This window comes from Nocardioides lacusdianchii, assembly GCF_020102855.1.
GTDB lineage: Bacteria > Actinomycetota > Actinomycetes > Propionibacteriales > Nocardioidaceae > Nocardioides > Nocardioides lacusdianchii.
The window spans coordinates 185,041-203,118 of sequence record NZ_JADHZD010000005.1 but is presented as its reverse complement, the minus strand read 5'-3'; the positions used below and the strand labels follow the sequence as shown (position 1 = coordinate 203,118).

At 72.6% G+C, this 18,078-nt stretch carries 19 protein-coding genes; 12 read left to right on the top strand and 7 right to left on the bottom strand.

The window, feature by feature from the left end; all coding sequences use genetic code 11:
* The first annotated feature begins 3 nt into the window (after window positions 1-3).
* From sigK to IRX98_RS09365, 12 genes are all read left to right on the top strand, one after another.
* Complete coding sequence (sigK, locus tag IRX98_RS09420; protein WP_224276110.1) at window positions 4-618, top strand: ECF RNA polymerase sigma factor SigK; 615 nt, start codon at window positions 4-6, stop codon at window positions 616-618.
* Window positions 615-1,349: an anti-sigma factor gene (locus IRX98_RS09415; RefSeq protein WP_224276108.1), complete on the top strand. Its 735-nt coding sequence runs from the start codon at window positions 615-617 to the stop codon at window positions 1,347-1,349. Before sigK ends, IRX98_RS09415 begins: the two co-directional genes overlap by 4 nt.
* The gene (locus IRX98_RS23415) at window positions 1,346-3,370 is read left to right on the top strand and encodes an FAD-dependent oxidoreductase (RefSeq protein ID WP_224276106.1); all 2,025 of its coding nucleotides are present in this window, start codon (window positions 1,346-1,348) and stop codon (window positions 3,368-3,370) included. The genes IRX98_RS09415 and IRX98_RS23415 overlap by 4 nt, the downstream gene beginning before the upstream one ends.
* On the top strand, window positions 3,367-4,716 hold the full coding sequence (locus IRX98_RS09405; protein ID WP_224276104.1) for an SAM-dependent methyltransferase: 1,350 nt from the start codon (window positions 3,367-3,369) through the stop codon (window positions 4,714-4,716). Before IRX98_RS23415 ends, IRX98_RS09405 begins: the two co-directional genes overlap by 4 nt.
* Window positions 4,713-6,032 (top strand): SAM-dependent methyltransferase, encoded by a 1,320-nt coding sequence (locus IRX98_RS09400; protein WP_224276102.1) that lies wholly within the window; start codon window positions 4,713-4,715, stop codon window positions 6,030-6,032. The genes IRX98_RS09405 and IRX98_RS09400 overlap by 4 nt, the downstream gene beginning before the upstream one ends.
* Entirely contained in the window at window positions 6,026-6,802 is a 777-nt protein-coding gene (locus tag IRX98_RS09395) for a DUF1295 domain-containing protein (protein ID WP_224276100.1), read from the top strand. Before IRX98_RS09400 ends, IRX98_RS09395 begins: the two co-directional genes overlap by 7 nt.
* 79 nt (window positions 6,803-6,881) lie before the next feature.
* On the top strand, window positions 6,882-7,433 hold the full coding sequence (locus IRX98_RS09390; protein WP_224276098.1) for an RNA polymerase sigma factor: 552 nt from the start codon (window positions 6,882-6,884) through the stop codon (window positions 7,431-7,433).
* Window positions 7,434-7,467: 34 nt separating this feature from the next.
* Window positions 7,468-8,439: a hypothetical protein gene (locus IRX98_RS23040; protein ID WP_268928842.1), complete on the top strand. Its 972-nt coding sequence runs from the start codon at window positions 7,468-7,470 to the stop codon at window positions 8,437-8,439.
* A 219-nt stretch (window positions 8,440-8,658) separates the two neighbouring features.
* Window positions 8,659-9,111 carry a helix-turn-helix domain-containing protein gene (locus tag IRX98_RS09380; protein ID WP_224276096.1) on the top strand — a complete coding sequence of 151 codons (453 nt, stop codon included), beginning with the start codon at window positions 8,659-8,661 and terminating at the stop codon, window positions 9,109-9,111.
* 10 nt (window positions 9,112-9,121) lie between these two features.
* Window positions 9,122-9,544, top strand: a complete 423-nt coding sequence (locus tag IRX98_RS09375) for a VOC family protein (protein WP_224276095.1) — start codon at window positions 9,122-9,124, stop codon at window positions 9,542-9,544.
* Window positions 9,541-10,020, top strand: coding sequence for a cupin domain-containing protein (locus IRX98_RS09370; RefSeq protein ID WP_224276094.1), 480 nt, complete (start codon window positions 9,541-9,543; stop codon window positions 10,018-10,020). Before IRX98_RS09375 ends, IRX98_RS09370 begins: the two co-directional genes overlap by 4 nt.
* Before the next feature lie 26 nt (window positions 10,021-10,046).
* Window positions 10,047-10,598 (top strand): protein-L-isoaspartate O-methyltransferase family protein, encoded by a 552-nt coding sequence (locus IRX98_RS09365; RefSeq protein ID WP_224276093.1) that lies wholly within the window; start codon window positions 10,047-10,049, stop codon window positions 10,596-10,598.
* Here the strand turns inward: IRX98_RS09365 and IRX98_RS09360 are convergent.
* The 7 genes from IRX98_RS09360 to IRX98_RS09330 all read right to left on the bottom strand — a co-directional run bounded on the left by IRX98_RS09360 (window position 10,574) and on the right by IRX98_RS09330 (window position 18,057).
* Window positions 10,574-11,683 (bottom strand): heparan-alpha-glucosaminide N-acetyltransferase domain-containing protein, encoded by a 1,110-nt coding sequence (locus IRX98_RS09360; protein WP_224276092.1) that lies wholly within the window; start codon window positions 11,681-11,683, stop codon window positions 10,574-10,576. The genes IRX98_RS09365 and IRX98_RS09360 overlap by 25 nt on opposite strands.
* Before the next feature lie 42 nt (window positions 11,684-11,725).
* Window positions 11,726-12,109: an MmcQ/YjbR family DNA-binding protein gene (locus IRX98_RS09355; protein ID WP_224276091.1), complete on the bottom strand. Its 384-nt coding sequence runs from the start codon at window positions 12,107-12,109 to the stop codon at window positions 11,726-11,728.
* A gap of 75 nt (window positions 12,110-12,184) precedes the next feature.
* Window positions 12,185-12,628, bottom strand: coding sequence for a hypothetical protein (locus IRX98_RS09350; protein WP_224276090.1), 444 nt, complete (start codon window positions 12,626-12,628; stop codon window positions 12,185-12,187).
* 95 nt (window positions 12,629-12,723) lie between these two features.
* Window positions 12,724-13,884 (bottom strand): acyl-CoA dehydrogenase family protein, encoded by a 1,161-nt coding sequence (locus tag IRX98_RS09345; RefSeq protein ID WP_224276089.1) that lies wholly within the window; start codon window positions 13,882-13,884, stop codon window positions 12,724-12,726.
* On the bottom strand, window positions 13,881-15,881 hold the full coding sequence (locus IRX98_RS09340) for an acetyl/propionyl/methylcrotonyl-CoA carboxylase subunit alpha (RefSeq protein WP_224276088.1): 2,001 nt from the start codon (window positions 15,879-15,881) through the stop codon (window positions 13,881-13,883). The genes IRX98_RS09345 and IRX98_RS09340 overlap by 4 nt, the downstream gene beginning before the upstream one ends.
* Window positions 15,878-17,590, bottom strand: a complete 1,713-nt coding sequence (locus tag IRX98_RS09335) for an acyl-CoA carboxylase subunit beta (RefSeq protein WP_224276087.1) — start codon at window positions 17,588-17,590, stop codon at window positions 15,878-15,880. The genes IRX98_RS09340 and IRX98_RS09335 overlap by 4 nt, the downstream gene beginning before the upstream one ends.
* The gene (locus tag IRX98_RS09330) at window positions 17,587-18,057 is read right to left on the bottom strand and encodes an SRPBCC family protein (protein WP_224276086.1); all 471 of its coding nucleotides are present in this window, start codon (window positions 18,055-18,057) and stop codon (window positions 17,587-17,589) included. The genes IRX98_RS09335 and IRX98_RS09330 overlap by 4 nt, the downstream gene beginning before the upstream one ends.
* Between the last annotated feature and the right edge of the window lie 21 nt (window positions 18,058-18,078).

The window sequence follows — 18,078 nt, the reverse complement described above, 5'->3', positions numbered from 1 at the left end:
AGGATGACTGACGTGGATCACGTGAGGCCCGTACCGGACGGGGCGCCCCAGGGCGTCCCGTCCGGGGGCGACGCAGCCAGGCTCGCCGACCTGCTCCGGCAGGCCGCCCTCGGGGACGAGCGCGCCTTCGCCGAGTTCTACGACGCGACCTCGGCCCGGGCCTACGGCCTGGCGCTGCGCGTCGTGCGCAACCCGGCCCACGCCGAGGAGGTCACGCAAGAGGCCTACCTCGACGCCTGGCGCTCCAGCACCCGCTTCGACTCCGCTCGTGGCAGTGCTGCCGGCTGGCTCCTCACCATCGTCCACCGCAAGGCCGTCGACCGGGTCCGCTCGGTCGAGGCAGCCACCACCCGTGACGAGACCTGGAACCGGGAGACCGCACCGGTCGACCACGACCAGACCTCCGAGGCCGCGCAGGCCTCGCTGGAGGCGGCCCGCGTGCGCAACGCGGTCGCCACACTGACCGACGTGCAGCGCCAGGCCGTCGAGCTCACCTACTTCGGCGGCTACACGCACACCGAGGTCGCCACCCTGCTCGACGTCCCGTTGGGCACCGCAAAAACACGCATTCGCGACGGACTGATCCGCCTGCGAGACCTGATGGGAGTTGCCTCATGAGCGATCTTCACAAGCTCACGGGCGCCTACGCCATGGACGCGCTCGACGACCTCGAGCGGGCCCGGTTCGAGCAGCACCTCGCCCAGTGCGAGGACTGCCGCGCCGAGGTGGCGGAGCTGCGCGAGACCGCGGCCCTGCTGTCCGAGACCGTCGCCACCACGCCGCCGGCCGCGCTTCGCGAGTCCGTCCTGGCCGGCATCGCACAGATCCGTCCGATGGCCCCCGAGGTCCCCCAGTCCGCTCCGACGCCCCTCGCCGACACCACGGCAGGGCGGGGGCGGGGTTGGATGCCCTTTCTGGTCGCGGCGGCACTCGCGCTCTTCGTCGGCATCGGCGCCATGGTGAGCCAGCCCTGGTCGGACGACGACCGGGTCACGAAGCTCACCGCTGCCGAGCAGGTCCTGCAGGCCCCCGACGCCGAGGAGGTCTTCCTCGACCTCGGCGAGGCAGGCCGCGCGACCGTCGTCCGCTCCAAGTCCGAGGACCGGGCCGTCATCAGCACCGAGGACATGGTCTCCGCCCCCGAGGGCAAGGCCTACGAGCTGTGGTTCATCAACGGCGACGAGTTCACCTCGGCCGGCCTGATGTCCGACGCACCCGACCAGACCGTCGTGCTGGACGGCTCGGCCGCGGAGGCGGCCGCCGTCGGCATCACCGTCGAGCCCGAGAGCGGCTCCGAGCAGCCCACCACCGCCCCGATCGCGGTGTTCGACCTCACCGAGGACGCGTGAGTGCGAGCGGGCAGCGTCGGGTCGCGGTCGTCGGTTCCGGTGTTGCCGGGCTGACGGCTGCCTGGGTGGCCTCGCGCACGTCCCACGTCACCCTCTACGAGGCCGACGCCCGCCTCGGTGGCCACGCCGACACCCACCGGGTGCTCACGCCCGAGGGCGAGCTGGCCATCGACACCGGCTTCATCGTCCACAACCGGCGCACCTACCCCACGCTGCTGCGGCTCTTCGCCGAGCTGGGCGTGGAGACTCAGCCCTCCGAGATGTCGCTCTCGGTCAGCGACGCCGGCACCGGCGTGGAGTACGCCGGCGCCCTCGGCCCCCGCGGCCTGTTCGCGCAGCGCTCGACGTTGCGCTCGCGCGAGCACTGGCGGATGCTGCTGGAGATCCCGCGCTTCCACCGGCGCGCCCGTGCGGTCCTGGCCACCGACCCGGTGTCCGGCTCGCACTCCCAGCAGGCGTCGGACGAGACCCTTCGTGAGTTCCTGGACCGGGGCGGCTTCTCCGCCGGCTTCGTCCGCCACTTCATGGAGCCCCTGGTCGCGGCCGTGTGGTCGTGCGACCCCGCGACCTCCCTCGACTACCCCGCGCGCTACCTCTTCACCTTCCTCCAGCACCACGGGATGCTCTCGGTCTTCGGCTCGCCGGAGTGGCGCACGGTGACCGGCGGCTCGCGCACCTACGTCGCCGCGATCGGGGCCGGCCTGCCCGACGTACGCCTCGACACCAAGGTCACCTCGGTGCGCGAGGTCGCCGACGGCGTCGAGGTCACCGACGGCAGCGGCGCCACCACGACCTTCGACGCCGTGGTCATCGCCACCCACCCGTCCCACGCGCTCGGCATGCTCGAGGAGCCGACCGACCTGCAGCGCGAGCTGCTCTCGGCACTCCCCTACTCCAGCAACCCGGCGCTGCTGCACACCGACACCTCGCTGCTGCCTGCCGCGCACGACGCCCGCGCGTCCTGGAACTTCTTCCGGCCCGCCAGCGAGACCGGTGTGGTCACCGTGACCTACGACCTCACCCGGCTCCAGCGGCTGCCCACTGACACCCACTACCTCGTCACCCTCGGTGGCGAGGACCTCGTCGACCCCGCCACCGTGATCGACCGGATGGAGTACGAGCACCCGCTCTACACCCCCGAGTCGGTCGCCGCGTCGCGTCGCCTGCCGGAGATCAACACCGAGCGGATCGCCTTCGCCGGCGCCTACCACGGCTGGGGCTTCCACGAGGACGGTGCGCGATCGGGTCTCGCCGCCGCGACCCACCTCGGCCTGCCGTGGACCCGCACCCCGACGGTGCTGCCCGCCCCGGGCCGCTTCGCGACCACCATCCGCCACACGCGGCGTACGCCGATCCGGCGCTCCTTCGAGCACACCTCGACCTGCTGGCTCGTCGACCTCGACGACCTGCCCGACCACGGCAGGCTGGCCCGCTTCGAGGCCCGCGACCACCTCGGCTCGCCGGAGAGGTCGCTGCGCGCCAACGTCGAGGCCTTCCTCGCCAACAACGGCGTGACCCTGGGTGCAGGCGAGCGTCCCGGCACGATCCTCATGGCCGCCCACCCGCGCTCGCTCGGCTTCTGCTTCAACCCGATCAGCGTCTTCTGGTGCTTCGACGACCAGGGCCGCCAGGCCGGTGTGGTCGTCGAGGTCCACAACACCTACGGCGACCGACACGCCTACCTCGTCCACCCCGACGAGCAGGGCCGCGCCCGCACCGACAAGGCGATGTACGTCTCGCCCTTCCACGGCGTCGACGGCACCTACGACATCGCCGTGCCGATCCCGACCGACCGGCTCCACGTCGCCGTCACCCTGCGCGGCCACGACGCCGACGCGCCCGGCGGCTCCGCGCCGTTCAGCGCCAGCCTGACCGGGTCGCGCACCGACGTGCCGGTCCGCAAGACCCTGGGGGCCGCGTTGCGCGGCAGCGCGCTCATCCGAACCCACGGCATCTGGCTGTGGGCACGGCGCCTGCCCGTCCGCCCCCGTCCCCGCCATCGCCAGGAGGGCGTGCAGTGACCGTTGAGAAGAACCGCCCCGCCGAGACCGGCTCGCAGGGGATGCCTCCGCTGGAGCCGCTGCGCGGTGGACCCCGCACGGCCGTCTCGGCCGCCGTGGCCCGTCGCCTCTTCCGCGCCGCCGTCGGTCGCCTCGCGGTGACCGTGATCGAGGAGCCCACCGGACACCGGCTCGGCCGGGGCGGCCCCGTGATGCGGCTGCACCGTCCCGAGGAGTTCTACGCCCGCCTCGGCCGCGACGGCCTGATCGGCTTCGGCGAGTCCTACATGACGGGGGCGTGGGACACCGACGACCTCGCCGGCTTCCTCACCGTGCCCGCGGCCCGCATGGCGACCCTCGTCCCGCCGTCCCTCCAGCGCCTGCGTGCGCTCGTCACGCCGCGACTGCCCCACCACCAGCGCAGCACCGAGGCCAACAGCCAGGCCAACATCTCGCACCACTACGACCTGTCCAACGACCTCTTCGCGCTCTTCCTCGACGAGACGCTGAGCTACTCCGCGGCCCTCTTCGACACCTCAACCACCCAGGTCGCGAAGGGCCCGGGCTCCGTCGGCGACCACCACGTCGCCACGCCGCCCGAGCCGGTCGACCACGACGACCCGCGCCGCCACGGCCCCGACTTCGCCGAGGCCCAGGGCCGCAAGATCGAGCGGCTGCTCGACGAGGCGGGCGTCACCGAGGGTTCCCGCGTGCTCGAGATCGGCACCGGCTGGGGCGAGCTCGCGATCCGCGCCGCCCGCCGCGGCGCCAGCGTCCACACGATCACGCTGTCGGTCGAGCAGCTCGAGCTCGCCGAGGAGCGCATCGCCGCCGCCGGGTTCTCCGACCGCGTCCACGTCGAGCTGATGGACTACCGCGCGCTCGCGGCCACCGGTGCGACGTACGACGCCGTGGTGTCCGTGGAGATGATCGAGGCCGTCGGCCACGAGTTCTGGGGCACCTACTTCAGCACCATCGACCAGGTGCTCGCCCCCGGCGGTCGCGTCTCCATCCAGGCGATCACGATGCCCCACGACCGGATGCTCGTCACCCGCGACAGCCACACGTGGATCAACAAGTACATCTTCCCCGGCGGCTTCCTGCCCAGCGTCGAGGTGATCGACGAGATCACCCGCGCCGAGACCACGATCCGCCTCGTCGACCAGCTCGAGATGGGCGACCACTACGCCGAGACGCTGCGCCGGTGGGACCGCCGCTTCCTCGCCCAGCGCGACGCCGTGCTCGGGCTCGGTTTCGACGACATGTTCATGCGGGTGTGGCACTTCTACCTCGCCTACTCGCAGGCCGGCTTCGCCAGCGGCTACCTCAACGTCTCGCAGCTCACCTTCACCCGGGAGACCCCGTGACCCAGACCGCCTCCCCGACCACCGCATCGGTCCACCCTGTCGGCGTCGCCGACCGCCTCGCCGAGGCGGTGCGCCCCTTCATCGGGGGCGACCTGCCCGTGCGCCTTGAGGCGTGGGACGGATCCGTCGCCGGCCCCGAGGGCGCCCCGCTGGTGGTGCTCCGCTCCCCCGACGCCCTGCGCCGGCTGATGTGGCACCCGGGCGAGCTCGGCGCCGCCCAGGCCTACGTCACAGGTGAGCTCGACGTCCCCGAGCAGGACGGCTGGGACCTCGACTCCGCGCTGACGCACGCCTTCGCCGTGGGCGCCGAGCGCGGCCTGTCCGGCGTACGCCTCTCACCGCGCGCGATGGTCGACGCGATCCGCACCGTCTCCGGCCTCGGCGCCCTGGGCCGCCCGCCCGCACCGCCGGCGTCGCAGGCGCGGATCAAGGGACGCCTGCACAGCCTGGCGCGCGACCGGTCGTCGATCAGCCACCACTACGACCTCTCCAACGAGTTCTACTCCCTCATCCTCGAGCCGCAGATGGCCTACAGCTGCGGCTACCACGCCACGCCCGACACCTCACTCGAGGACGCGCAGCGCGCCAAGCTCGACCTCGTCTGCACCAAGCTCGGCCTGGAGCCGGGGATGCGGATGCTCGACGTGGGCTGCGGCTGGGGCTCGCTGTCGCTGCACGCCGCCGAGCACTTCGGCGCGACGGTGACGGGGGTGACGATCGCGGCCGAGCAGAAGAAGTTCATCGACGCCCGGATCGCCGAACGCGGGCTGGAGGACCGGGTCGAGATCCGGCTGCAGGACTACCGCGAGGTCCCCGAGCGCGACCACTTCGACGCCGTCGGGTCGCTGGAGATGGGCGAGCACGTCGGTGCGCTCAACTACCCGACCTACGTCGAGGTCCTGCGCCGCGCGGTGCGGCCCGGCGGACGCGTGCTGATCCAGCAGATGTCGCGCCAGGGCACCGGGGGCGGCAAGCACCCCGGTGGCGGCCCGTTCATCGAGTCCTTCATCGCCCCCGACATGACGATGCGTCCCGTCGGGGAGACGGTCGACCTCATCGAGTCCGGCGGACTCGAGGTGCGCGACGTGCACGCGATGCGCGAGCACTACGTCCTCACGGTCCACGGCTGGCTCGAGCGCTTCGAGGCCAACATCGACCAGATCCGTGCCCTCGTGGGCGAGGAGGTCGTCCGCGTGTGGCGCCTCTACCTCGTCGGCGGCGCGCTGGCCTTCCGCGACGGCCGCATGGGCGTCGACCAGATCCTGTCCGTGCGCCCCGGCGCACCGCACACCCTCCCGGCGGTCCGCGGGTGGTGATCCAGAGCCTGGTCGCGCTGCTGGTGGCCCTCGTCGTCATGGGGGTCACCGCTGCGATCAGCAAGCGCGTCGACCGCGTCGCGGTGGTCGACGTCGCCTGGGGGTCGGTCTTCGTGGCCGTCGCGCTGGTCCTGGCGCTCGTGTGGCCCGACGCGCACTCGTGGCTGCTCGCGGTGCTCGTGACGCTGTGGGGCGGGCGCCTGGCCTGGCACATCGCGAAGCGTTCGAAGGGCCACGGCGAGGACCCGCGCTACGAGGAGATGCTCGGCGGGCCCGGCTGGCACGCCGGTGCGGGGAAGGTCCTGGTCCGCGTCTTCCTCACCCAGGCCGTCGTGGCGTGGATCATCTCGTTCCCGCTCCACGTCGCTGCGGCGTACGACGTCCGCTGGTGGCCCGTGGTGTGGGTCGGTGTGGCGATCTGGGCCGTCGGCGTCTTCTTCGAGGTCGTGGGCGATGCGCAGCTCGCCGCCTACCGCGCGAAGCCGCGCGAGTCGCGACCGAAGGTCCTCGACACCGGCCTGTGGGGCTGGACGCGCCACCCCAACTACTTCGGCGACGCGTGCGTGTGGTGGGGCCTCTGGGCTGCCGGCGCGCTGTCGCTGGGCTGGGTGCAGGGCCTCGCGACGATCTTCGCGCCCATCGCCATGACGTACTTCATCCGCAACGTCACCGGCGCCAGGCTGCTGGAGAAGACGATGTCGAAGCGACCCGGCTGGGACGAGTACGCCGCCCGCGTCCCGCTGTTCGTCCCGCGCCCGCCGCGCCGCTGACGGTCCGCCACCGGACCCTCGACTCTCCCGGCGACCCCGGAGGTGCCCGGCGCCGAGCCGCTCGGGAGACAATCGCGCCGTGGCCGATCCTGATCCCCTCGATGCCGCTGTCGAGCGCATGCTCGCCGGCGACGAGGCGGCCTTCCGCCAGATCTACCGCGAGGTGCAGCCGCCGCTGCTGCGCTACCTGACGGTGCTGGTCGGTGTGGGGGACGCCGAGGACGTGGCCAGCGACGCATGGGCCCAGGCCTTCCGCGACCTCCACACCTTCAGCGGTGACGCCGACGGGTTCCGCGGGTGGGTCACCACGATCGGGCGCAACCGCGCCATCGACCACCTGAGGCGGAGCAACCGCCGGCCCTCCAGCGACGAGTCGGTCGACGACCTCGTCGACCTGCACGACCCCGCCGACGTCGAGGGCGACACCCTGGGCAGGGTCCAGTCCGAGGAGGCGCTGCGGCTGATCGCCTCACTGCCCAAGGACCAGGCGGAGGCCATCATGCTCCGCACCGTGCTGGGCTTCGACGCCCCGACCGCCGCCCGCATCCTCGGCAAGCGGCCGGGCGCGGTGCGGGCGGCCTCGCACCGCGGGTTGAAGCAGCTGGCCAAGAAACTCTCCGAGAACCCGTAACACCACGCCCGCCCATGACGCTGAACGGAGTGAGATGACCACCCGCGACCCCCTGTCCCGACGCGACGCCGAGCGCCTGCTCGACGACCCCGCGGCGGACAGCAGCGCCCTCGGTGCGGCGCTGACGGCTGCGAGTGCTCCCGCCCGGGCCGCCGAGCTCCGCCGCGAGGACGCCACGGTCGCGGCCTTCCACCGCGCTCGACTGAACCCGGCCCCTGTCGCGTCCCCGGCCCGCCAGCGCAGCCGCGCCGCCACGCGTGCGGTCGTCGCCACCGGCGCGGTCGTCGCCCTCACCACCGGCGGGCTCGCGCTCGCCAACACCGCCCACATGTCGCTGCCGCTGCTGCCCGACCGGGCCTCCGACCGCGCCTCCGAGGCCGTCAGCTCCGCGCCGGGGCGCGCGACCACGACCGGCACGAGCGGGGCCACGACCGACGGCACCGGCCCGTCGTCCGGCCCCGGCGGGACGCGCGGCTCCTCGGGCTCCGGGTCCGCCACCGCGTCCGGCAACGGCTCCTCGTCGGTCGACCCGTCGGAGACCGGCTCGACCGGGACGCCGACGAGCACGTCTTCCTCCACGCCCACCCCGAACCTCACCGGACTGTGCCGGGCCTACCAGGCGGCCGCCGGGGCCGGGAAGTCCCTCGACAGCGCCGCCTTCCGCACACTGTCCGAGGCAGCAGGAGGGGCGGACCAGGTCGCCGCCTTCTGCGTCGCGCTCGTCGGGGAGTCGAAGCCGACCAGCAAGCCGACCGAGAAGCCGAGCCCGACGGGGAAGCCCACCGGGAAGCCGACCGACAAGCCCACCCCGACCAACAAGCCGACCGACAAGCCGAGCCCCACGGGGAAGCCGACCGAGAAGCCGACTCCCACGGACAAGCCCACGCCCACCGCGCAGCCGACGCCGACGCCGACCGAGCAGCCCACGCCGGACAACGGCCAGGGCAACGGCAACGGCAACGGCAACGGCAACGGCCAGGGCAACGGCAACGGAGGCGGCGGCTGACAGGCACCCCTTCCACCAGATCTTCGGTTCTCTGAACCGGAGCGGCCGCGTTCCGCGGGGCCGACGTCGCACCCGTGTCACGAGCTCCCGCCGAGGCACGGATCCCCCCAGGAAGCGGCAGGTCCCGAAACGCACCGCAGCGGCACGGCCCCGAGGGCCGTGCCGCTGCTCGGTCTTCGGGGGTCCGTCGGTGTCCCCGGGACCGTCTAGGTTGGCGGGGTGAGCCGGGCGTACGAGCTCTCCGCACAGGAGGACACCAACCGTCGCGTGCTGCGGGCGCGCGACGAGATGGACCGCCGCTACGCCGAGCCCCTCGACGTGCCCACCCTCGCCGCGATCGCGCACCTGTCCCCGTCGCAGTTCGGCCGGGTGTTCAAGGACGTCTACGGCGAGACGCCCCACCGCTACCTCCAGCGCCGCCGCGTCGAGCGCGCGATGACGCTGCTGCGCCAGACCGACCGGCCGGTCACCGACGTCGCCTGGGACGTCGGCTTCGCGAGCCTGGGCACCTTCAGTCGCACCTTCAGCACGATCGTGGGCTGCTCGCCGAGCGAGTTCCGCGCCCGGCACGCGCCGGTGGCCGTGCCGTCGTGCTTCATCGCGGCGTGGACACGGCCGCGCACCTCGGGGACAGTCGTTTCGGAGAAGCGCGCCAGGCCCCGCGCTGACTAGCGTCCTCGTCATGACCACCGACAACCACATCACCTCCCTCCACATCCGCAGCGTGCCGGTCCTCGACCAGGACGAGGCGCTCGACTTCTACACCTCCCACCTCGGCTTCGAGGTCCGCGACGACATCGACCTGGGCTTCATGCGCTGGCTCACCGTCGGCGTCCCCGGGCAGGACACCTCGCTGCTGCTCGAGCTCGTCGGCGGCCCGCAGCACGACGAGGCCACGTCGGCCCAGGTGCGCGACCTGGTCACCAAGGGCGCGCTCGGCGGGGTGTTCCTGCTCAGCTCCGACGTGCACGCGACGTACGCCGCGCTCCGAGACGCCGGCGTCGAGATCACCTCCAAGCCGGTCGAGCAGCCCTACGGCACGGACTTCGGCATCCGGGACCCGTTCGGCAACCACGTCCGGATCAACCAGCCGGCCGGCGCATGAGCTACCCACCGCCGCTCTACGACGGCGACTCCGGGGAGGTGTCGGCGCACGTCGTGCGGGCCGACCTCGAGCCGGCCGTGGCCTACCCCAACGGCAACAAGGTGTTCTACCTCGCGCGGGGCACCGAGACGCAGGGCACGTTCGGCCTCTACCGCTGGGAGTTCGCCGGTCCCGAGAGCGGGCCGCGTGCGCACTTCCACCGCACGATCACCGAGTCGTTCTACGTCCTCGAGGGGACAGTCACGATCTTCGACGGCACGGACTGGGTGAAGACCCGCGCCGGCGACTTCGCTCACGTGCCGGCGGGCGGGATCCACGGCTTCCGCAACTCCGACGGCCCGGCGAAGATGCTGCTCCACTTCGCCCCGGGTGCTCCACGCGAGGCCTACTTCGAGGGACTCGCGGCCGGCATCGGGGGCTTCGACGAGGACGCCTACGCCCGCTTCATGCGCGAGCACGACAACCACTGGCTCTGACGCGCGACCGGTGGTGGACTGGCCGGGTGGACCCGGTCGACGCAGCCTTCGACGCCACCCCGCGGAGGGACTTCCTCCCCCGCGGGGTTCGGCACCGGGCGGCGTACGACGGTCCGCTGGCGATCGCGGCGGGACAGACCAGCTCGCAGCCCCGCACGGTCGACGCCATGCTCCGCCTGCTCGACGTACGCCCCGGGCAGCGGGTGCTGGACGTCGGGGCGGGGTCGGGCTGGACGACGGCGCTGCTCGCGCACCTCGTCGGCCCGACCGGGTCGGTGCTCGGGGTGGAGCTCGAGCCGGAGCTGGTCGCCTTCGGGACGGCCAACCTCGCGGCCACCGACCGGCCGTGGGCGAGCATCCGGCGCGCGACGCCCGGCGTGCTGGGCGACCCCGGCGGGGCGGCGTACGACCGCATCCTGGTCTCGGCCGAGCCCGACGAGCTGCCCCAGGATCTCGTCGAGCAGCTCACCGACGACGGGGTGCTGGTGATCCCGGTGGCGGGCACGATGCTGCGCGTCACCAACCCGGGCGCCGTGGTGGGCGAGCACGGGCGCTACCGCTTCGTGCCGCTGCGCTGAGCCAGGCGGACCGGCAGCCCGGCCACCGTCTCCAGCGGTCCGCGCCGACCCGCGATCCGGAGGGCGGCACCGAGGGTGAGCAGCACGGCGACGTGGGCGGCGTACGCCGAGGGCCCCGCGTCCTCCGGCCACACCCGGGGCGTACGCATCACGACGTGCAGGCTGTAGAGGGTGAGCGTCGCGGCGCCCGCGCCGAGGACGACGCCCAGCACGGCCGTCGCGGCGCGGGGCAGGAGGCGCTCGAGCAGCAGGCAGGCGGCGATCACGAGCACGGCGCTGCCGATGGTCTGGGCCAGGTCGAACGGTGTGGCGGAGTGCGGGGCGACGACCAGCAGCCACGACCAGTCGCCGTCGGGCGGGGTGACGCCGAACATGCCGCCCTCGTTCTCGGACGCGATCGCCGGGTCGACGAGGGCGCGCGAGATGCGGGTGGCGAGCACCGCGGTGCCGAGGCCGCCGAGGGCGAGCGCGCCGAGCAGGCGGGTGTCGCGCAGGTCGAGGCGGCCGAGGGCGAGGCCGGCGAGGAGGTAGGCCAGCCACGGCACGACCGGGTAGTAGCCGGTGAGGAGCAGCTCGCTGGCCAGCTGTCCCGGATCGGCCAGCTGAGCGAACGTCGGGTTGTCGTAGCCGCGCTCGGGAAGGTGCGGGCGGACGAGGTGCGAGACCACGGGGGCCAGGACCACCCACGCGACCGTGAGCGGCATCAGCGTCCGCAGTCGGAGGTAGGTGAACGGGATGCCGAGGACGAACAGCACGCCGTAGTAGGTGAGGATCACCGCGAGGCCGCTGTCGAGGCCGCCGAGCGCCAGGCCCAGAAGCGCGACGAGCACCGCGCGGCCGAGGATGCCGAGCGAGCGCAGGGCTCGCGGGCGCCCCCGCAGCGGCTTGCGCGTCATGAGCGCGAGGCTCACCCCGGCGAGCACGGCGAAGAGCGCGGAGGCGCGGCCCCCGGCCAGCCACTGCGCGGTCGCGAGCTCGCCGTCGGGGGTGCGGGCGTCCAGCACGTGGGTGGCGACCATGCCGAGGAGGGCGAGGCACCGGGCGACGTCGAGCCCGACGAGGCGGCCCTGGCGCGTCGCGGTCATGGCCCCCATCCTGCCGCGGACCCGGCAACGCGCGTGCCGTGCTCAGTCGACGGGGCGCTCGACCTGGGCGGCGAGGTGGGTCGGCGCCTGGAGGCAGTAGGAGTCGGTGAGCAGCTCGGCGAGCTCGTCCCAGTCGATCCCGGCCCCGTCGTCGAGGACCATCCCGATCACGTTGCCGCCCCACCCGGACCGGAAGTAGGGGTGGCCCATGTGCTCGAACGCAGCCACCTCGTCCGGCTCGCCGCGGAAGGTGATCCGGAAGACCTGGTCCTCGCCGCCGAAGACGTGTGCCACTGTCGCGCTCCCGACCCGCCAGCGCGTGCCGGTCCACGCCGCCTCCTGAGCGCACCGCGGCAGCGCCCCGAGCACCGCGTCGATGCGCAGCACCCACTCCTCGGGCACCAGGGGTCGGTCAGCGAGGGCCACGGGGACAGCCTGCCACCGGGGTCGGACAGCGCGCTCGGCCGTGGTGCCCCTGTTCTGCGTCATACGAACGCGCAGTCATGGGTGCTGGTTCGTATGACGCAGGTCCGACCTCGAGCCCTTGACCCAGCTCGCCAGGACCGCGACCGTCGGCAGGAGCACGCACACCACCGCCAGCGTCGCCGCGCCCTGCACCGACGTGACGAGCGAGACGATCACGGCGGCGACGACGACGGCGACCAGCAGCGCCGACACCACGACGACCCCGGCCAGCAGCCCCGGCCACCGGGGCGTCCGCGAGGGGCGTACGCCGAGTGTCGCGGCAGGCAGCGCCAGAGCAGCTCCGGCGAGCCAGAGCCACCAGGCGGCCCGCCAGCGCTCGGGATCCTCGAGGGTCCCGCAGGGGGCCACGTTGCAGGCGCCACCGGAGACCAGCTCGGGCTGCGCTGGCGCCCACATGCTCGCCGCAGCCATCAGCGCGACGCCGGCGCCGAGCAGCAGCCACCACCCCCGAGAGCTCACACCACGGATCCTGCCACCGCGGCGTCATACGAACCCGCACTCATAGGTGCGGGTTCGTATGACGCAAGGCAGGGCCCGGCAGGGCTCAGCCGGGCTCAGTAGGACTTCGGCAGCCCCAGCGAGTGCATCGCGACGAAGTTCAGGATCATCTCCCGGCTCACCGGCGCGATCCGGCCCGCGCGCGCGGCGACGAGCAGCCCGGCCATGCCGTACTCCTGCGTGATGCCGTTGCCGCCGTGGGTCTGCACCGCCGCGTCGACGGCGTGCACGGCCGCCTCGGCAGCGGCGTACTTCGCCATGTTGGCCGCCTCGCCGGCTGCCATGTCGTCACCGGCGTCGACGAGCGCGGACGCCTTCTGCGTCATCAGCCGGGCCAGCTCGTTCTCGATGTGGGCCGTCGCGAGCGGGTGGGCGATCGCCTGGTGCGAGCCGATCGGGGCCTTGAAGACCGTGCGCTCCTTCGCGTACGCCGACGCCTTCTCCAGGGCGTGGCGCGCCAGCCCCGTCGAGAAGGAGGCCGCCATGATCCGCTCGGGGTTGAGGCCGGCGAAGAGCTGCACCAGGCCGCCGTCCTCGTCGCCGACGAGCGCATCGGCAGGGAGGCGGACGTCGTCGATGAAGACCTGGAACTGCTTCTCCGGGCTGACGATCTCCATCGGGATCGCGGTGAACTCGAAGCCCGCGGAGTCGGTCGGCACCACGAACAGGCACGGCTTGAGCTTGCCGGTCCGCTCGTCCTCGGCGCGGGCGACGACGAGGACGTTCTCGGCCTCGTCGACGCCGGAGATGTAGATCTTCTGGCCCTTGAGCACCCACTCGTCGCCGTCGCGGCGGGCGGTGGTGGTGATGTTGTGGGAGTTGGTGCCGGCGTCGGGCTCGGTGATCGCGAAGGCCATGGTGGCGGTGCCGTCGCAGATGCCGGGCAGCCAGCGCTGCTTCTGCTCCTCCGTGCCGTAGCGCGCGATGACCGTCCCGCAGATCGCCGGGCTGACGACCATCATCAGCAGCGGGCAGCCCTGCGCTGCGAGCTCCTCGCAGACCGCGGCCACGTCGCCGATGCCGCCGCCCCCGCCGCCGTACTCCTCGGGGATGTTGACCCCGAGGTAGCCCGCCTTGGCGATCTCCATCCACAGCTCGGTGGTCTTCTCGCCGGAGCGGGCCCGCTCGACGAACCAGTCGCGGCCGTAGCCCTTGGCGAGCTTGGACACCTGGCGCCGCAGCTCCTGGCGCTCCTCGGTCTCGGTGAAGTTGCTCATGCATGCTCCTCGGGTTGTTCGGTGGCCACGACTGCCAGGACCTCCCCGGACGCGACCTGCGCGCCGGGCTCGACGTTGATCTCGGTGACCGTGCCGTCGTGCGGCGCGGTGACCGTGTGCTGCATCTTCATGGCCTCCAGGACGAGGACGGCGTCGCCCGCGGAGACGGCCGCGCCGACCTCGGCGACGACCTTCACGACCGTGCCGGGCATCGGCGCGAGCAGGGATCCGCTCGCCACCGCGTCGGCCGGGTCGGTGAAGCGGGGACGCACCCGCAGGCGCTGCCGGATGGTGCTGTCGTTGTCGAGGAACACCTCGCCCGACTCCTCGAGGCGCACCTCGAAGACCATCCGGTGCCCGCCGGTGTCGAGCACCACGCGCTCGGGCGACGCCTCCAGCACCCGCCACTGCTCGCTCGGGTGCCGGATGCCGTCGCGTCCGGCGTACCACTCCGCCGCGACCGGTTCGTCGCGCCCGGGCACGTCGAAGAAGGTGCGCTGCGGCTGGCTGACGACGTTGCGCCACCCGACCGGCACACGGGCCTGGACCGTACGCCGCTCCGCGTCCCGCGCGGCGAGGGCGACGGCGGCGACGAACGGACCGAGCTCGGTGTCGCCCGGTCCGGCCGGCTCGTACGCCCCGCGCTCGCCGAGCCGCTGCTCGAGGAGCGTGGTGGTCATGCGTCCCGCGAGCACCTCGGGGTCGTCCGCCAGCGCCTCGAGGAGCTCGCGGTTGGTCACCGGACCGTGCAGCCGGGCGCGCCGCAGGACGTGGCGCAGGGACCGCAGCGCCTGCCCGCGGTCGGGCGCCCAGACGATGACCTTGGCGAGCATCGCGTCGTAGTGGGTCGACACCTCGCTGCCGTCGGCGTACCCCGCGTCGACGCGCACGCCGAAGTCGCCCAGCAGCGTGAACGCCGTGTCGTGCGGGATGTCGAGCCGGCTGAACCGGCCGCTCTGCGGGGTCGCCGCGGCGTCGGGCGTCTCGGCGTAGAGCCGGACCTCGACGGCGTGGCCGCGCGGCTCGGGGGACTCGTCGAAGCCGAGCACCTCGTGCAGCGTGCGGCCCTCGGCGATCCCGATCTGGGCAGCCACGAGGTCGACCCCGGTGACGCACTCGGTCACGGGGTGCTCGACCTGGAGGCGGGTGTTCATCTCGAGGAACCAGAAGCGCTCGCTCGCGGGGTCGTAGAGGAACTCGACCGTCCCGGCGCTGGCGTAGCCGACCGCGCGGCCGGCAGCGACGGCCGCCTCGTGCATCGCCCGGCGTACGCCGTCGGGGAGCCCCGGTGCCGGCGCCTCCTCCAGCACCTTCTGGTGGCGGCGCTGCAGCGAGCAGTCGCGGTCGCCGAGGGCGATGCCGTTTCCGTGCGTGTCGAAGAGGATCTGGACCTCGACGTGGCGCCCGGTCTCGACGTACGGCTCCACGAAGACCGACCCGTCGCCGAAGGCGCTCAGCGCCTCGGCGCGCGCCGCCTCGAGCTCGGCGTCCAGCCGGTCGAGCGAGCGGACCACGCGCATGCCGCGCCCGCCACCGCCCGCGCTCGCCTTCACCAGCAGCGGCAGGTCCGTCTCCGTCGGGGCCTCGGGGGCCTCGAGGACCGGCACGCCCGCATCACGCATCAGGTCCTTGGCGCGGGTCTTGGAGCCCATCGCCTCGATGGCGTCGGGGGGCGGGCCGATCCAGACCAGCCCCGCGTCCTGCACCGCGCGCGCGAAGTCGGCGTTCTCGGACAGGAAGCCGTAGCCCGGGTGGACCGACTGGCCACCGGCAGCCCGGATCGCGTTGATCACCCGGTCGGCGTCGAGGTAGGTCTCAGCAGGCGTACGCCCGGGGAGACGGGTCGCGATGTCGGCGTCGTCGACGTAGGGAAGCCCGGCGTCCGCGTCGGAGAAGAGCGCCTGGCTCTCGATGCCGAGCCGACGGCAGGTGGTGAAGACGCGGCTGGCGATCTCGCCGCGGTTGGCGACGGCGAGGAGCCTGATGAGCGTGGTCACGGGCGGAACACCCCGAATCGGTCGGCGCCCCGGATCGGCGCGTTGGCGATGACGCTGAGGCAGATCGCGAGCACCGTGCGGGTGTCGCGGGGGTCGATGACGCCGTCGTCGTAGAGCATCCCGGACAGGAAGTAGGGCAGGGACTGCTCCTCGACCGAGGCCTCGACGTAGTCCTTGACGCCCTTGAAGCCCTCGGCGTCGAAGACCTCGCCCTTGGACTCGGCGGACTGCTGGGCGACGATCTCGAGGACGCCGGCGAGCTGGGCCGGGCCCATGACGGCGGACTTCGCGCTGGGCCAGGTGAAGAGGAAGCGCGGGTCGAAGGCGCGGCCGTTCATCCCGTAGTTGCCGGCGCCGTAGGACGCGCCCATGATCACGCTGAGGTGCGGCACGGTGGAGTTGGAGACCGCGTTGATCATCATCGCGCCGTGCTTGATGATCCCGCCCTGCTCGTAGTCCTTGCCGACCATGTAGCCGGTCGTGTTGTGCAGGAACAGCAGCGGGGTGTGCGAGGAGTTGGCGAGCTGGATGAACTGCGTCGCCTTCTGCGCCTCCTCGGAGAACAGCACCCCCTGGGCGTTGGCCAGGATGCCGATCGGCCGGCCGTGCAGCTCGGCCCAGCCGGTGACGAGCGAGGTGCCGTAGAGCGGCTTGAACTCGTCGAAGGGCCGGCCGTTGTGCTCGCTCGTGCCGTCGACGATCCGCACGATGACCTCGCGGGGGTCGAACGGCTCCTTGAGGTCGGTCGGGATGAGGTCGAGGAGGCCCTCGGGGTCGGCGTCGGGCTCGGCCCAACCTTCGGTGGTCGAGTAGCGGCCGTGAGGGACGAGAGGCCGCGTATCGAGACCTCGGCCATCAGTGGGTCTCGATACGGGCTCGTTCCTCGCCCTACTCGACCAGCGAGAGGAGCGGCGGTTGAGCCGGGCCACGATCCGCCGCCCGATCCGGATCGCGTCGTGCTCGTCCTCGGCGAGGTAGTCGGCGAGCCCCGACACGCGGGCGTGCATCTCCGCACCGCCCAGCGACTCGTCGTCGGACTCCTCGCCCGTGGCCATCTTCACCAGGGGCGGGCCGCCGAGGAACACCTTGGCCCCGCCGCGCACGAAGACGGTGTAGTCGCTCATGCCGGGGACGTACGCCCCACCCGCGGTGGAGTTGCCGAAGACGAGCGCGATCGTGGGCTGGCGTCGCGCCGAGGCCCGCGTGAGGTCCCGGAAGAGCTTGCCGCCGGGGATGAAGATCTCCTTCTGCGTCGGCAGGTCCGCACCGCCCGACTCGACGAGCGAGATCGTCGGGAGGTCGTTCTCCTCGGCGATCTGCGAGGCGCGGAAGATCTTCTTCACCGTCCAGGGGTTGCTGGCGCCGCCCTTCACGGTGGGGTCGTTGGCGCTGATCATGCACTCCACGCCCTCCACCACGCCGATGCCGGTGACCACCGAGGCGCCGACGGTGAAGTCGGACCCCCACGCGGCCAGCGGCGAGAGCTCGAGGAAGGCCGACCCCGGGTCGAGGAGCAGCTCGATCCGCTCGCGGGCGGTCAGCTTGCCGCGCGCGTGGTGGCGGTCGACGTACTTCTCCCCGCCGCCCGCGACAGCCACCGCGTGCTGGGCGTCGAGGTCGGCGAGCTTCTCGACCATAGCCTCGCGGTTGCCGGGTCTCGATACGCCTCCTCGTCCCTCGTCGGCTACTCGACCACCGAGGGCGGTCATGCCTCGACCACCGCCTTCATCCGCTCCAGCGTCGTACGCATCCCCTTGCGGTTGGTGCGTCCGCGCAGCGCGCCGAGGAGGGTCCAGTAGACGCGCGTGAAGAGCGACGGCTCCATCCGGAAGTACTCGGTGACCAGCGTCCCGCCGTCCTTCGGCTCGAGCCGGTAGCCCCAGTTGTTGACCGTCACCGCGTCGGTGCCGACGGAGAACTCGAAGACCTCCTCGGGCTCGCAGGCGGTGACGCGGCACGGCGACCAGTACGTCGGGCCCACGCCGTTGCGCTTCACGTGACCGGCGAAGTAGGCCCCCACCTCGGGACCGGTGGACCCACGGGTCCACTTGGCCTCGAACGTCTCGGGGCTGAACTCCCCGATCCTGGTCACGTCGCTGACGAGGTCCCAGACCTCAGCGGGCGGGGCGTCCATCCAGACGGAGACCTCGTCACCCAGGGACGGCAGCTTGATCATCGGGAGTCCTTCTCTGTCGTG